At 70.3% G+C, this 12,884-nt stretch carries 13 protein-coding genes and 2 pseudogenes; 10 read left to right on the forward strand and 5 right to left on the reverse strand.

Features of this window, described 5'->3' with window-relative positions; all coding sequences use genetic code 11:
- Nucleotides 1-104: 104 nt before the first annotated feature.
- The 4 genes from QF037_RS51200 to QF037_RS45650 all read right to left on the reverse strand — a co-directional run bounded on the left by QF037_RS51200 (nucleotide 105) and on the right by QF037_RS45650 (nucleotide 2,512).
- Nucleotides 105-254: a hypothetical protein gene (locus QF037_RS51200; protein ID WP_373463906.1), complete on the reverse strand. Its 150-nt coding sequence runs from the start codon at nucleotides 252-254 to the stop codon at nucleotides 105-107.
- Nucleotides 203-412 carry an MmyB family transcriptional regulator gene (locus QF037_RS45640; RefSeq protein ID WP_373463990.1) on the reverse strand — a complete coding sequence of 70 codons (210 nt, stop codon included), beginning with the start codon at nucleotides 410-412 and terminating at the stop codon, nucleotides 203-205. The genes QF037_RS51200 and QF037_RS45640 overlap by 52 nt, the downstream gene beginning before the upstream one ends.
- Nucleotides 413-490: 78 nt before the next feature.
- Nucleotides 491-1,477: an aldo/keto reductase gene (locus QF037_RS45645; RefSeq protein ID WP_307035841.1), complete on the reverse strand. Its 987-nt coding sequence runs from the start codon at nucleotides 1,475-1,477 to the stop codon at nucleotides 491-493.
- A gap of 153 nt (nucleotides 1,478-1,630) precedes the next feature.
- Nucleotides 1,631-2,512 carry a helix-turn-helix transcriptional regulator gene (locus QF037_RS45650; RefSeq protein ID WP_307035843.1) on the reverse strand — a complete coding sequence of 294 codons (882 nt, stop codon included), beginning with the start codon at nucleotides 2,510-2,512 and terminating at the stop codon, nucleotides 1,631-1,633.
- Nucleotides 2,513-2,685: 173 nt separating this feature from the next.
- Between QF037_RS45650 and QF037_RS45655 the strand changes: the two genes are divergently transcribed.
- From QF037_RS45655 to QF037_RS45685, 7 genes and pseudogenes are all read left to right on the forward strand, one after another.
- Entirely contained in the window at nucleotides 2,686-3,702 is a 1,017-nt protein-coding gene (locus tag QF037_RS45655; RefSeq protein WP_307035844.1) for a zinc-dependent alcohol dehydrogenase family protein, read from the forward strand.
- Nucleotides 3,703-3,788: 86 nt separating this feature from the next.
- Nucleotides 3,789-4,454 carry an SDR family NAD(P)-dependent oxidoreductase gene (locus tag QF037_RS45660; protein ID WP_307035846.1) on the forward strand — a complete coding sequence of 222 codons (666 nt, stop codon included), beginning with the start codon at nucleotides 3,789-3,791 and terminating at the stop codon, nucleotides 4,452-4,454.
- Nucleotides 4,455-4,638: 184 nt separating this feature from the next.
- A complete protein-coding gene (locus QF037_RS45665; protein WP_307035848.1) occupies nucleotides 4,639-4,986 on the forward strand; it encodes a cyclophilin-like fold protein in 348 nt (115 codons plus the stop codon).
- Nucleotides 4,987-5,154: 168 nt separating this feature from the next.
- Nucleotides 5,155-6,411 (forward strand): MFS transporter, encoded by a 1,257-nt coding sequence (locus tag QF037_RS45670; protein ID WP_307035850.1) that lies wholly within the window; start codon nucleotides 5,155-5,157, stop codon nucleotides 6,409-6,411.
- A gap of 70 nt (nucleotides 6,412-6,481) precedes the next feature.
- Nucleotides 6,482-7,248, forward strand: a pseudogene (locus QF037_RS45675) (glucose 1-dehydrogenase).
- A 106-nt stretch (nucleotides 7,249-7,354) separates the two neighbouring features.
- A complete protein-coding gene (locus QF037_RS45680; protein WP_307035852.1) occupies nucleotides 7,355-8,122 on the forward strand; it encodes an SDR family NAD(P)-dependent oxidoreductase in 768 nt (255 codons plus the stop codon).
- 34 nt (nucleotides 8,123-8,156) lie between these two features.
- On the forward strand, nucleotides 8,157-8,570 hold the full coding sequence (locus QF037_RS45685) for a (R)-mandelonitrile lyase (protein WP_307035854.1): 414 nt from the start codon (nucleotides 8,157-8,159) through the stop codon (nucleotides 8,568-8,570).
- 36 nt (nucleotides 8,571-8,606) lie between these two features.
- Here QF037_RS45685 and QF037_RS45690 read toward each other — a convergent pair.
- Nucleotides 8,607-8,705 (reverse strand): annotated as a pseudogene (locus QF037_RS45690) (nuclear transport factor 2 family protein); the annotation flags it as partial.
- A gap of 267 nt (nucleotides 8,706-8,972) precedes the next feature.
- Here QF037_RS45690 and QF037_RS45695 point away from each other — a divergent pair.
- From QF037_RS45695 to QF037_RS45705, 3 genes are read left to right on the forward strand one after another with little or no spacing between them, the layout of a single operon-like run.
- On the forward strand, nucleotides 8,973-9,623 hold the full coding sequence (locus QF037_RS45695; RefSeq protein WP_307035856.1) for a (2Fe-2S)-binding protein: 651 nt from the start codon (nucleotides 8,973-8,975) through the stop codon (nucleotides 9,621-9,623).
- A 12-nt stretch (nucleotides 9,624-9,635) separates the two neighbouring features.
- Nucleotides 9,636-10,616 (forward strand): FAD binding domain-containing protein, encoded by a 981-nt coding sequence (locus QF037_RS45700; protein WP_307035858.1) that lies wholly within the window; start codon nucleotides 9,636-9,638, stop codon nucleotides 10,614-10,616.
- Nucleotides 10,613-12,808 carry a xanthine dehydrogenase family protein molybdopterin-binding subunit gene (locus QF037_RS45705; RefSeq protein ID WP_307035860.1) on the forward strand — a complete coding sequence of 732 codons (2,196 nt, stop codon included), beginning with the start codon at nucleotides 10,613-10,615 and terminating at the stop codon, nucleotides 12,806-12,808. The genes QF037_RS45700 and QF037_RS45705 overlap by 4 nt, the downstream gene beginning before the upstream one ends.
- The last annotated feature ends 76 nt before the right edge of the window (nucleotides 12,809-12,884 follow it).

Raw genomic sequence — 12,884 nt, forward strand, 5'->3', positions numbered from 1 at the left:
GCACTGCGGGCCTCGCGAAGTGGGAAGTCCCCCGGCACCCTGGAACATCGAGCCGGGGCAGGCGGCCGCGCTGACGGCTCCCTTTGTCCCGCGTTGCTCGTCGGTCAGTCGGGTGTTCCGGCCGTGTCGGCCGACTCGGATTCGTTGGCCGGTGTGGACCGCTCGATGTCGTTGCCGGTCGCGGCCCGGCTGGCCAGCAGGTTCAGGGCGTCCTGCGTGGGTGAGTGGGGCTCGGCGGTGTAGGGGAGGAGCAACTGCTGGGGTCGTGGGGGAGCGGGAAGGTTTCGAAGGGCAGGTCGAGGTCGCCGACGACCGGGTGGTGCAGGAGCTTCACGCCGGTGGTGTGCATCCGGACGTTGTGGGCCGCCCAGCGGCGCCGGAATTCCTCGCTGCGGGTGGACAGCTCCCCGATCCCCGGAGGTCCTCACCCGTCACGGTTGTGTCGTCACGTGACTCCGAGTTCGACCAACGTCCCCAGCATGCGATCGTCTCACTTGCCGACGAGGCGCATGTGCTGGTCGTTGTAGCGGTCGCCGTGCACGCCGATGCGGGCCGCCGTGGCGTCGAGGTCCGCGATGTCATCGGCGGACAGAGCGACCTGGGTGGAGCCGGCGTTCTCCTCAAGGCGTTCGATGCGGCGGGTGCCGGGTATCGGGGCGATCCACGGGTGCTGGGCGAGGAGCCAGGCCAGGGCGACCTGCCCGGAGGTGGCGTTCCTGGCGCGGGCGAGGGTGGCAACGTGGTTGACCAGGGCCTGGTTGGCTGCGAGGTTGTCCTGGTCGAACCGCGGGATGGAGGCGCGGATGTCGCCTTCGGTGAACGCGGTCGTGGTGTCGACGGCGCCGGTGAGGAAACCCTTGCCGAGCGGGCTGAACGGCACGAATCCGATGCCGAGTTCGGCGAGTGTGGGCAGCACCTCGGATTCGGGGTCGCGGGTCCACAGGGAGTACTCGCTCTGCACGGCGGTCACGGGGTGGACGGCATGGGCCCTGCGGATCGTCGCCGCGGCGGCTTCGGACAGGCCGAAGTGGCGTACCTTGCCCGCCTGTACGAGTTCTGCGACCGCGCCCGCCACGTCCTCGACGGGGACGTCGGGGTCGACCCGGTGCTGGTAGAAGAGGTCGATCGTGTCCGTACGCAGCCGGCGCAACGACGCGTCGGCGACCTTCTTGATCTGTTCAGGCCGACTGTCGAGCCCCACCGACGTGCCGCCCTCGATGCGCCAGCCGAACTTGGTAGCGATGACGACCTGTTCGCGCACCGGCGCGAGTGCCTCGCCCACGAGTTCTTCGTTGGTGTAAGGGCCGTATACCTCGGCCGTGTCGAAGAAGGTGATGCCCCCGTCGACGGCGGCGCGGAGCACACCGATCATGTCCTGCCGGTCTCCGGGGTTGGGGCCATAGCTCTGGGACATGCCCATGCAGCCCAGTCCGATCGCCGAGACCTCGAGGCCCTGGCCGAGTGTGCGGGTGTGCATGGCGGTGCTCCTTGTGCGGTAGCAGGTGACAGTGAACGAAAGCCTCGCTCGGGCGCGGGGAGGCCGTTCGCGGCACGAGAGCCAGAGCGGCTGAGGGGCATGGTGAACGCCTTCGACCGCCCGCCGCCGGAGTCGTGGAAGCGGCCGACGGCGTCAGGTGAGTGGTGGCGACGCGGGCAGGTGCTGGTCGGCGGCCCAGGAGGAGAGGATGCGCAGCCGTTCGTGGGTGGGGGAGCCGGGGGCGGCGGTCCAGACGGTCAGGTTCTGGTCGGGGTCGGTGTTGGCGGTGAGGGTGTCCCAGTCCAGGACGAGTTCGCCGACGACGGGATGGTTGAGGGTCTTCGTGCCCACGGTGCGGGCGGCGACGTGGTGTTCGCCCCACCATTTGGCGAACTGTTTGTCCCGCAGGGACAGTTCGCCGACCAGCTCGATCAGGCGGGGGTCCTCGGGATACTTCGCGGCCTCCATGCGCAGCTGGGCCACGGAGATCTGCGCGGAGGCCTTCCAGTCGGCGTACAGGGTGCGCATAGCCGGATCGGTGAAGATGATCCGGGGATAGTTGCGGTGCTTTTCCGGGAGGTGGGAGAAGTCGGTGACCAGGGCGGCGGCCAGTGCGTTCCAGGCGAGGATGTCTCCGCGCCGGCCCTGCACGATGGCCGGGGTGGCGGTCAGGTCGTCCAGGACCCGTTGCAGTTGCGGCTGGACCTTCTGCCGACTGCGGCGCCTGGTGCGGGTGCTGGTTTTGCCGGCGAGCTGGAAGAGGTAGCCGCGCTCGTCGTCATCCAGATGGAGTACCCGGGCCAGCACGTCCAGCACGGGTGCGGACGCCTGCATGCGGCCCTGTTCGAGGCGGGTGTAGTAGTCGGTGCTGATGCTGGCGAGCTGGGCGACCTCCTCGCGGCGCAGCCCGGCGACCCGGCGGGGCCGGTCGCTCTCGGGCAGCCCGACCGTGCGCGGGCTCAGCTCGGAGCGGCGTGTCTTGAGGAATTCTCCCAGCTCATTGAGGGGGACGTTGGCGGTCATGCTTCCCAGCATGACACCGATTCCACTCGGGAAAGGGGGGAGAATTTACTCCCAGGATGTTCTCCTCCCAGGATAGATTTCTCCGCTTTTCGCGCCCGCCCTCGCGTGTGAGGCTCGATGTCGAGCAGCCGATTTCGTGACCACCGGCTGCCCGTACACCGACCCTCGTACCGAAGGAAGACCCCATGCGCGGAGCAGTCATCTACGCCCCCGGCGACGTACGCTTCGAATCCCTCGACGACCCGAAGATCCTCCAGCCGACCGATGCGGTGATCCGTACGGTCGCCACCTGTGTGTGCGGCTCGGACCTGTGGCCCTACCGCGGCGCGGAACCCATCGGCGACCCGCACCCGATGGGGCACGAGTACGTCGGCATCGTCGAGGAGGTGGGCAGTGAGGTCGCCAACGTCAGGCCGGGCCAGTTCGTGGTCGGCTCCTTCGCCACCTCCGACAACACCTGCGCCAACTGCCGCAACGGCTGGCAGTCCAACTGCCTGCACCGCGAGTTCATGAGCACCTGTCAGGCCGACTACGTGCGCATCCCCAACGCCCACGGCACCCTCGTCGCCACCGACGAGCACCCCGACAGCGAGATGGTTCCCAGCCTGCTCGCCGTCTCCGACGTGATGGGCACCGGCTGGTACGCCGCCCTCGCCGCCGAGGTGAAGCCCGGGTCGACGGCCGTCGTGGTCGGTGATGGAGCGGTCGGCCTGTGCGGCGTCATCGCCGCGAAGGAACTCGGTGCGGAGCGGATCATCGCCATGTCACGGCACGAGTCCCGGCAGAAGCTCGCCCTGGAGTTCGGCGCGACCGACATCGTCAGCGAACGCGGCGACGAAGGCATCGCCCGCGTCAAGGACCTCACCGGCGGTATCGGCGCCGACTCGGTCCTGGAGTGCGTCGGCACGGCCGAGTCCATGCGGCAGGCCCTGCACTCCACCCGGCCCGGCGGCAACGTCGGCTTCGTCGGCGTGCCGCACGACGTGGCCGTCGACGGCCAGGAGCTGTTCTTCTCGCACGTCGGTCTGCGCGGAGGCCCCGCCCCCGTGCGCCGCTACCTGCCCGACCTGATCGACCGGGTCCTGTCCGGCCGGATCAACCCGGGCAAGGTCTTCGACCTCACCCTGCCCCTGGACCAGGTTGCCGAGGGCTACCAGGCGATGGACGAGCGCCGCGCCATCAAGGCCCTCCTCAAGCCCTGAGCACAGACGCGTCCACACCTGGGGCCGCACCGACGCGGTGCGGCCCCAGGACCGCCAACCCACCCCCGCTCGCACAAGGACCGACCATGACGACCTTCGCCCTCATCGGTGCCGGCCCCGGTCTCGGGCTTGCCACCGCCCGCCGCTTCGGAGCCGCAGGCCACACCGTCGCCCTCATCGCCCGCAACGCGGAGAAGCTGGACGGCCTGACGGCCGAACTCGCCCACGACGGCATCCAGGCTCGCGGCTACACGGCCGATGTCCTCGACATCGAGTCGCTGAGCTCGGCCCTGTACGCAGCCGCGGCCGATCTGGGCACCGTCGAGATTCTCCAGTACAGCCCCGTGCCCCGCGCCGACTTCATGAAGCCGGTGCTCGACACGAGCGCCGACGACCTGGAGGCGCCCCTGTCCTTCTCCGTCAAGGGCCCGGTCGCCGCTGTGACGGCCGTCCTGCCCGGCATGCGCGAACTCGGCCGCGGCACCGTGCTGTTCGTCAACGGCTCCAGCGCCGTACGTCCCAACCCGAAGGTCGCCGGCACCTCGATCGCCTTCGCCGCCGAGAGCGCCTACGCCCGCATGCTGCACGATGCGCTCGCCCCGGAGAACATCCACGCGGCCCAGCTGATCATCCCGGGAGCGATCCGGCCCGACGCCGAGCACAGCAGCCCGGACGTCCTGGCCCAGCGCCTGCTCGACATCCACCTCGAGCGGGGCGGCTTCCGCCACTACGCCGAGCCCCTGCCTGACTGATCCCCTGGACGAACTCGTGAACCCGGCACCCCTGCGCACCCCCGCCCGCGTGGTCACGGCCACCGCCCTGCTGCTGGCTGCGACCGCCTGCACCAACGACTCCCCATCCTCCTCATCGAAGCCCCCGTTGCCGCAGGCTTCGACAGCCCCGGCCACCACCTCACCGTCCGCTAGGACTACCGCCATGAACATCCGGCTCACCATCAACGGCCACCGCATCGACGCCACCCTGAACGACAGCCCCACCGCCCGCGACTTCGCCGCCCAGCTCCCTCTCACCCTGTCTGTGAGCGACTTCAACCAGGCCGAGAAGACCGCCGATCTGCCCCGGAAGCTGTCCACCACCGGCGCCCCGGAAGGCGCCGACCCTCAAGTCGGTGATCTCGCCTACTACGCGCCCTGGAACCATCTCGCCACCTACTACCGCGACGCCCCGTACGCGACCGGCCTGGTCATCCTCGGGCACATGGCCGACGGCGGCGCCGAGCAGCTCGCCACCGCCGACGAGATCACCATTGAAGCCGCGCCCTGACCCGCGCCACCGTTCGTCCCTGCACGAAGGGGGGAGGAGATCCTCCCCTTTTCGGCCGGTGCGCTCCGTGGAACCGTGAAAGACGTGGCCGCGCCGTCCACTGTCCGCCGCGACGGCTTCAGCCGCCACCATGATCCGCCGAATTCCACTCAAGGAAAGAGCACACGTATGCCTTCCGCGTCCGGGACCACCCCCGGCAAGCTTCCCTTCGTCGTCTGGGTGCTCGCCGCCGGCACGTTCCTGATGGGAACCACCGAGTTCGTCGTCGCCGGCCTCCTGCCGGAGCTGGCCGGCGACCTCGGCGTCAGCGTCTCCCAGGCCGGCCTGCTGATCACCGCCTTCGCCATCGGCATGATCATCGGGGCGCCGACCATGGCCATGGCCACCCTGCGCCTTCCCCAGCGCCGGACGCTGATCCTCGCCCTGTCCGTGTTCTGCCTCGGACATCTGGTCGCCGCTCTCAGCACGTCCTTCACCGTCGTTCTCATGGCCCGCGTCGTCACGGCCCTGGCGACCGGAGCGTTCTGGTCCGTCGGTTTCGTCGTCGCCACCACCGCCGCAGGCCCGCGCAACGCCACCCGCGCCACGGGTGTCATGATCGGCGGTCTGACCCTGGCCAACGTCGTCGGCGTGCCGATCGGCTCCTTCGCCGGGCAGTTCACCGGCTGGCGCGGCCCCTTCTGGGCCCTGGCCGCCCTGTCCGGGCTTGCCGCCGTCTTCATCGGCCGCTTCATCCCGGCCCAGGAGCAGCGTGTCGAGGTGTCTCTGCGAGCCGAGGTCCGCGCTCTGCGGCAGGGCCGGCTGTGGCTGGCGCTCGGCGCCGCGATGCTGATCATGGGCGGTGTCCTGGCGACGTACACCTATGTGACGCCGCTGCTGACCGACCGCGCCGGCATCCCCGAAGGCGCTGTACCGCTCGTCCTCATCGCCTTCGGCGTGGGCGCCCTGGGGGGCACCACCACGGGAGGCCGTCTGGGCGACCGGCGTCCGATGGTCACCACCATCGCGGCCGCCGCGGCCACCGCCCTGGTCCTGCTCCTGATGATCCCGCTGTCCACGAACCCGGTAGCAGCCACCGTCCTCGTCTTTCTCATGGGCCTGACCGGCTTCACGGTCAACCCGGTCGTCACCGCCCTCGCCATGCGCTTCGCGGGCGACGCGCCCACCCTCACCTCGGCGCTGACCACCTCCGCCTTCAACGTCGGCGTCGCCGCCGGATCGGCGATCGCCGGTAGGGCCCTGGACTCCTCCCTCGGCCTGACCGGCCCGCCCCTGGTCGGCACCGCCATCGCCGCCCTCACCCTCCTCCCGCTGATCGCCCTCGCCGTTCACGGCGTCTCCCACAAGGGGCGGATCGTGGCCCAGAGGAGCGCTCCCACGCACGCGCAGTCCGACGAACCCGCGCAGGTGTCCTCGCAGCACTGACTCCAGCCGCGACCCGTGTCCTGCCGAAGGCGAACCCGACGACGCACCAGCATGCGAGAGGACACCGCCCATGACCGTGAGCAGCGCAGCCTTCACCGGCAAGGCGGCCTTCGTGACCGGAGCGGGTTCCGGCATCGGCCGTGCCACCGCCGTCGTCTTCGCTCGCGCCGGCGCCCGCGTCGCCCTCGCCGACCGGTCCCCGGACGGCCTGGGGGAGACCGCTCGGCTCATCGAGGAGGCGGGCGGCCAGGCCCTGGCCCTGTTCTGTGACGTCACCAGCGAAGACGACGTACGGTCCGCGCTGGACGACACCATTCAGGCGTTCGGACGGCTGGACGTCGCCTTCAACAACGCCGGCGTCGAGCAGCCGGTCATGCCGGCCGCGGACATCGCGAAGGACGAGTGGGACCGCGTCATCGGCGTCAGCCTGACCGGGATGTTCCTGTGCTTGAAGTACCAGATCCCCTTGCTGCTCCAACAGGGGGGCGGCGCGATCGTCAACGCCTCGTCCGGCGCCGGCGTCAAGGGCTTCACGGGACAGGCCGCCTACGCCGCCGCCAAGCACGGCGTCGTCGGCCTGACCCGCTCGGCCGCCCTCGACTACGAGGCATCCAATATCCGCGTCAATGCCGTCTGCCCCGGCTCATCGACACCGCGATGATCCAACGCTTCGCCGAAAGCACGCCCGGAGGGCGCGACGCCCTGATCGCGGACGAGCCCATCGGACGCTTCGGCACACCGGAGGAGATCGCAGCCGCCGTGCTCTGGCTCTGCTCGGACGCCGCCTCGGTCGCCACCGGCCACGCCCTGGTCGTCGACGGCGGCCAAATCGTCTGACGGCGGCCCACGGCAAGGCGCGGCGTCACCGCAGCAGGGCGGAAGCCGAGCAGCCCGGCACCGCACGTGCGCTCCCACAGCTCAACGCCCGAAGGGACAACACCGAATGAACCCGACATACGACTTCACCGGCCAGGTGGCCTTCGTCACCGGCGTCGGCGCCGGTATGGGCCTGGCGACCGCCCGCGCCTTCGCCGAGTCCGGAGCCGCGGTCGCCCTCACCGACATCGACGAAGCAGCCCTGAACGCAGCCGCGAAGGAACTCACCGACGCCGGCCACCAAGTCCTCGCCCTCACCTGCGACGTCAGTGACGAGGACCAGGTCGCCGTCGCGGTCGACCGCACCGTCGAGACCTTCGGCCGCCTCGACATGGCCTACAACAACGCCGGCATCCAGATCCCGCCCAGCGACGCCGCCGACGAACCCGCCGAACGGTTCGACCGCGTCAACGCCATCAACCTCCGCGGCGTGTGGGCCTGCATGAAGCACGAACTGCGCCACATGCGCGCCCAAGGCAGCGGAGCCATCGTCAACTGCTCCTCCCTCGGCGGCCTGGTCGGCCTCCCCGGCCGTGCCTCGTACCACGCCTCCAAGCACGGAGTGATCGGCCTGACCTCCAGCGCCGCCCTCGAATACGCCCCGCGGGGCGTCCGCGTCAACGCGATCTGCCCGGGCACCATCGACACCCCCATGGTCAGCGACATGATCGCCAAGGGAGAACTCGACCGCGCCGAGGCCGAGGCCAACCAGCCCATCAACCGGCTCGGCACCGCCGAGGAGATCGCCCAGGCGGTCCTGTGGCTGTGCAGCCCCGGAGCGGGCTTTGTCGTCGGTGTCGCCCTGCCCGTGGACGGCGGCTACGTCGCCCGTTAGAGACGATCCGCGCACCAACAACTCGGGAGACGCCATGGAATTCACCAAGCAGCAGCCCAGCAGCAAGGCCCCGGCCAACTGGTTCACCGGCGACGTGTGGTGGGACGTCATCGTGGCGGGCCAGGAGCCGTCCAGGATGCGCGCCAACCTGGTCCGCTTCTCACCAGGCGCCCGCACCAACTGGCACTCCCACGCTGTCGGTCAGACCCTGCACGTCGTTTCCGGCATCGCCTTGATCGGCACCCGCGACGGCACGATCCTCGAGGCCCACCCCGGCGAGACCGTCGCCTGCCCGCCGAACGAGGAACACTGGCACGGCGCCGCCCCCGACCGGTTCATGGAGCACATCGCCATGTGGGAGGGCACCGGCGACGACACCCCCGAGACCACCTGGGCCGAGCCGGTCACCGACCAGCAGTACAACGGCCCCCGCAGCCGCAACCAGTAACTCCGGCCAATTATCGACCACGCAACCGGGGCTTGCTCAGGACGCCAGGGCGTCCCGCACCAGGGCCGTGTCGGCGAACTGCTCGCAGCGGACGGTCGGTCCGCCACGCACAACGAAGTCGTGAGCGACGCGGACGCACCCACGACCAGGGAGGCGACGCGCCCTGTCCTGCCTCCCCGCGCGAAAGTGCCCCCGATCAGGTCGGCCATTCGCTCCTGACGGAGCGTAAAGGGGGAGGAAAGTCTCCCTGCCACAAGCGTTGTCGGTGGTGCAAGACTCCCCATGCGACCAGTCGCCGCCGCCAAGGCGCGCGGTTGCCCGGTTCCCCCGCGGTGACGACGATCCAGTCTCCCGTCCCGCTGTTGTGTACGGCCGATCCGTCCGCGATACGAAGGCGTACGTATGTCCACTGAACTCCCTGAGTCTGCCGTTCCACCCCCCAACGGAGCCGGCGAGCCCTCCCCAGCGCCCACTCGGCGCACCTTCATCGCCACCAGCACGGCGGTCGGTGGTGCGGTCGTCGCGGGCGGCGTGATCGGAGGATCATTCCTCGCGGCCCCGGAGGAGGTGGCCGCAGCCGAGGCGCCGCCCTCCAGCCGCGTGTCCCTGACGGTCAACGGCACCCGCCGGACCGTGACGGTCGACAACCGCACGTCGCTGCTGGACCTGCTGCGCGAGCACTTCGACCTGACCGGCTCCAAGAAGGGCTGCAACGCCGGGGCCTGCGGCGCGTGCACCGTGCTGGTCGACGGCCGACGGGTCAACTCCTGTCTGACGCTGGCCGTTCGCCTGGAGGACGCCGAGGTCACCACCGTCGAGGGCCTGGCCGACGGCGACCGACTCCACCCGCTGCAGCAGGCGTTCATCGACGAGGACGCCTTCCAGTGCGGCTACTGCACCCCTGGCCAGATCGTCTCCGGTGTCGGCTGCATCCAGGAGGGCCACACCGGCTCTCCGGAGGAGATCCGGGAGTGGATGAGCGGCAACATCTGCCGCTGCGGCTGTTACGTGAAAATCGTGCGCGCGGTCGAGCAGACCGCCGCCCGGAAGTAAGGAGCGGCCGTCATGCATCCCTTCACCTACACGCGCGTGTCCGACACGCGGGAAGCACTCAACGCCGGTCGCCGCGGCGGGCGTTACGTCGCCGGCGGCACCACGCTGGTCGACCTGATGCGGGAGACCGTCGAGCGCCCCGAGGCGTTGGTGGACATCAGCGGTCTGCCGTTGGACGAGGTCACCGTCACCGAGCGCGGTGGGCTGCGTATCGGCGCGCTGGTGACCATGTCCGAGGCCGCCGCCCACCGCAAGGTGCGCACCCTGTTCCCGGTCGTCTCCCAGGCGCTGGAACTGAGTGCGTCCGCGCAGCTTCGGAACATGGCCACCATCGGCGGCAACATCATGCAGCGCACCCGCTGCACCTATTTCCGTGACGTGACTGCCGCCTGCAACAAGCGTGAGCCAGGTTCCGGCTGTGCGGCGCTGGAGGGCGTCAACCGCACGCACGCCGTCCTGGGCACCTCCGACTCCTGCGTGGCCACTCACCCCTCCGACGTCGCCGTGGCGTTCGCGGCGCTGGAGGCGAGCGTGCACCTGCTGGGCCCGGACGGGGAGCGCCAGGTCGCCTTTGCCGACTTCCTGTTGCGGCCGGGCAGCACGCCCAACCGTGAACAGGCCCTCAGAAAGGGAGAGTTGATTACCGCGGTGGAGATTCCCGCGGTGCCGCGTCCGCTGAAGTCGGGTTACCTGAAGGTGCGGGACCGGCAGTCCTACGAGTTCGCCCTGACCTCGGCGGCCGTCGCGCTGCATGTGCGCGGCGGGGTGATCCGCGAGGCGAGAGTGGCCGCCGGAGGGGTGGGCACGGTGCCGTGGAAGCTGCCGGCCGTCGAGCGGCACCTCGTCGGCGAGCGCCCCTCGGACGCGTTGTGGACGGCCGCTGCCGCCAAGGCGGCGGAAGGCGCCCGTCCCCTTCAACACAACCGGTTCAAGGTCGAGTTGCTCCAGCGGACCGTCGAACGCCAGCAGCGCATCGTAGGAGGTACGAAGTGAGCCCCCAGCCGCAGGCAGCCGTGGGTGCGCCGCTGTCCCGGGTGGACGGCCGGCTGAAGGTCACGGGCAAGGCGCAGTACGCCGCCGAGTTCGATGTCGACGGGGCGGTGCACGCCGTCATCGTGGACGCGAGCATCGGCCGCGGGCGTATCACCGGCATCGACACGGGCGCCGCCGAGGCCCAGCCGGGCGTGCTGCGGGTGATCCACCATGGCAACGCACCGAAGCTGCCGTACCGCGACAACTCCGGGTCGAACAACCCGCCCGGCCGGCGACTCCGCGTCTTCCAGGACGACCGCGTCCGCTTCCACGGCCAGCCGGTCGCCGTCGTGGTCGCCACCACCCTGGAGGCCGCACAGCACGGTGCGAGCCTGGTGAAGGCCGAGTACGACGCCGAACAGCCCTCGACCGATCTGCACGAGGCGGAGCGGGACAAGCCGACGAACTACGCGCGCGGCGATGCGGATGCGGGCCTGCGCGACGCTCCCGTACGGCTGGATCTGACGTACCAACTGGCGCGCAATCACCACAATCCGATGGAGCCGCACGCCACCATCGCCCGCTGGGACGGCAACAAGCTGACCGTGTGGGACAAGACGCAGTGGGTGATGGGCACGCATGACGAGCTCGCGGCCGTGTTCGACCTGCCCGCGGAGTCGGTGCGCGTCATCAACCCGTTCGTCGGCGGCGGCTTCGGCAGCGGGCTGCGCTGCTGGCCGCACAGCGTCGTCGCCGCCCTGGCCGCGCGGGAGACGAAGCGTCCGGTCAAGCTGGTGCTGAGCCGCAAGCAGATGTACTTCGGCGCCGGCTTCCGGCCGTCGTACGAGTACCGGCTGCGCCTCGGCAGTGACCGGCGCGGCCGGCTGACCGCCGCGATCCACGACATCGATGCCGAGACCTCCTCGTACGAGACGTTCACCGAGGCCGTCATGGGCGCGGGGCAGATGCTCTACAGCATGCCGAACGTCAGCCAGGCGTACCGGACGGTCCCCCTGGACGTGAACACCCCGATCTGGATGCGTGGCCCCGGCTTCGCCTCGGCGTCGTTCGTGATCGAGTCGGCCATGGACGAACTCGCGCACAAGCTGGGCGTCGACCCGATCGAGCTGCGCCGGCGCAACGAACCGAACGAGGACGAGTCGAGCAACCTGCCGTTCTCCACCCGTCGGCTGCGCGAGTGCTACACCCTCGGCGCCCGCGAGTTCGGCTGGCAGCGCCGCTCCGCCCGGCCACGTTCGAGGCGCGAGGGCGACTGGCTGATCGGCCTGGGTATGGCCGCCGGTGTGTACGACCCCGGGCGTTACCCCGCACAGGCCCGGGCCCGCCTCGATGCCGACGGCACCGCTGTGGTCGAGGCGGCCACCAGTGACATGGGGCCGGGCACCTACACCTCCCAGACCCAGGTCGCCGCCGACGCCCTCGGGCTGACCATGCGTACGGTCACGTTCCGGCTCGGCGACTCCCTCTACCCGCCGACCTCGCCGCACGGCGGCTCGGCGACCATGGCCAGCGTCGGCACCGCCGTCCACGACGCCTGCAACCAGGTGCGGCAGCAGGCGATCAAGCTGGCCGTCGAGGACCGCGAGTCACCGCTGTACGGGGTGAAGGCGGACGACGTCGTCGTACGCGGCGGCCGGCTGCACGTGCAGGGCAACCCGACCCGCGGCGAGACGTACCGGACGCTACTGGCCCGCAACAACCGCACCCACCTCGAAGCGGGTGGCTCCTACACCGGGCCGCCCAGCCCAGAGCGGCACTCCTACCACGCCTACAACGCCACCTTCGCCGAGGTCGCCGTCGACGCGACCCTGGGCCTGGTGCGGGTCAGGCGCATGCTCGGCGTGTACGACGCGGGCCGCATCATCAGCCCCAAGCTCGCCGACAGCCAGGCGATCGGCGGCATCGTGGGCGGCATCGGCACGGCCCTCCTTGAGCACACGGCCACCGACCACCGCGACGGCCGGATCGTCAACGCCAACCTCGCCGACTACCTCGTCCCCGTCAACGCCGACGTCCCCGACGTCAGGGCGATCTACCTGGACGGCGAGGACAACGACGGCAACGCGCTCGGCGTCAAGGGGCTCGGCGAGGTCGTCCAGGTGGGGGTGGCGGCCGCGATCGGCAACGCGGTCTTCAACGCCACCGGCCGCCGCATCCGCGAACTGCCCATCACCGCCGAGGCGTTGCTCTGAACGATGCGCTTCGGGTCGGCGCAGTGCACACCGCTCGTCCGGTGGTCCGTCTCCCCGTCCGGCCGCCGGACCTTCC

This window comes from Streptomyces canus (assembly GCF_030815415.1).
Taxonomy (GTDB): domain Bacteria; phylum Actinomycetota; class Actinomycetes; order Streptomycetales; family Streptomycetaceae; genus Streptomyces; species Streptomyces canus_F.

What these genes read in the sequence shown, in the direction of transcription:
- QF037_RS45645 (WP_307035841.1), bottom strand. Translation starts at nt 1,477, where the DNA reads ATGCACACCCGCACACTCGGCCAGGGCCTCGAGGTCTCGGCGATCGGA.
- QF037_RS45650 (WP_307035843.1), bottom strand. Translation starts at nt 2,512, where the DNA reads ATGCTGGGAAGCATGACCGCCAACGTCCCCCTCAATGAGCTGGGAGAA.
- QF037_RS45655 (WP_307035844.1), top strand. Translation starts at nt 2,686, where the DNA reads ATGCGCGGAGCAGTCATCTACGCCCCCGGCGACGTACGCTTCGAATCC.
- QF037_RS45660 (WP_307035846.1), top strand. Translation starts at nt 3,789, where the DNA reads ATGACGACCTTCGCCCTCATCGGTGCCGGCCCCGGTCTCGGGCTTGCC.
- QF037_RS45665 (WP_307035848.1), top strand. Translation starts at nt 4,639, where the DNA reads ATGAACATCCGGCTCACCATCAACGGCCACCGCATCGACGCCACCCTG.
- QF037_RS45670 (WP_307035850.1), top strand. Translation starts at nt 5,155, where the DNA reads ATGCCTTCCGCGTCCGGGACCACCCCCGGCAAGCTTCCCTTCGTCGTC.
- QF037_RS45680 (WP_307035852.1), top strand. Translation starts at nt 7,355, where the DNA reads ATGAACCCGACATACGACTTCACCGGCCAGGTGGCCTTCGTCACCGGC.
- QF037_RS45685 (WP_307035854.1), top strand. Translation starts at nt 8,157, where the DNA reads ATGGAATTCACCAAGCAGCAGCCCAGCAGCAAGGCCCCGGCCAACTGG.
- QF037_RS45695 (WP_307035856.1), top strand. Translation starts at nt 8,973, where the DNA reads ATGTCCACTGAACTCCCTGAGTCTGCCGTTCCACCCCCCAACGGAGCC.
- QF037_RS45700 (WP_307035858.1), top strand. Translation starts at nt 9,636, where the DNA reads ATGCATCCCTTCACCTACACGCGCGTGTCCGACACGCGGGAAGCACTC.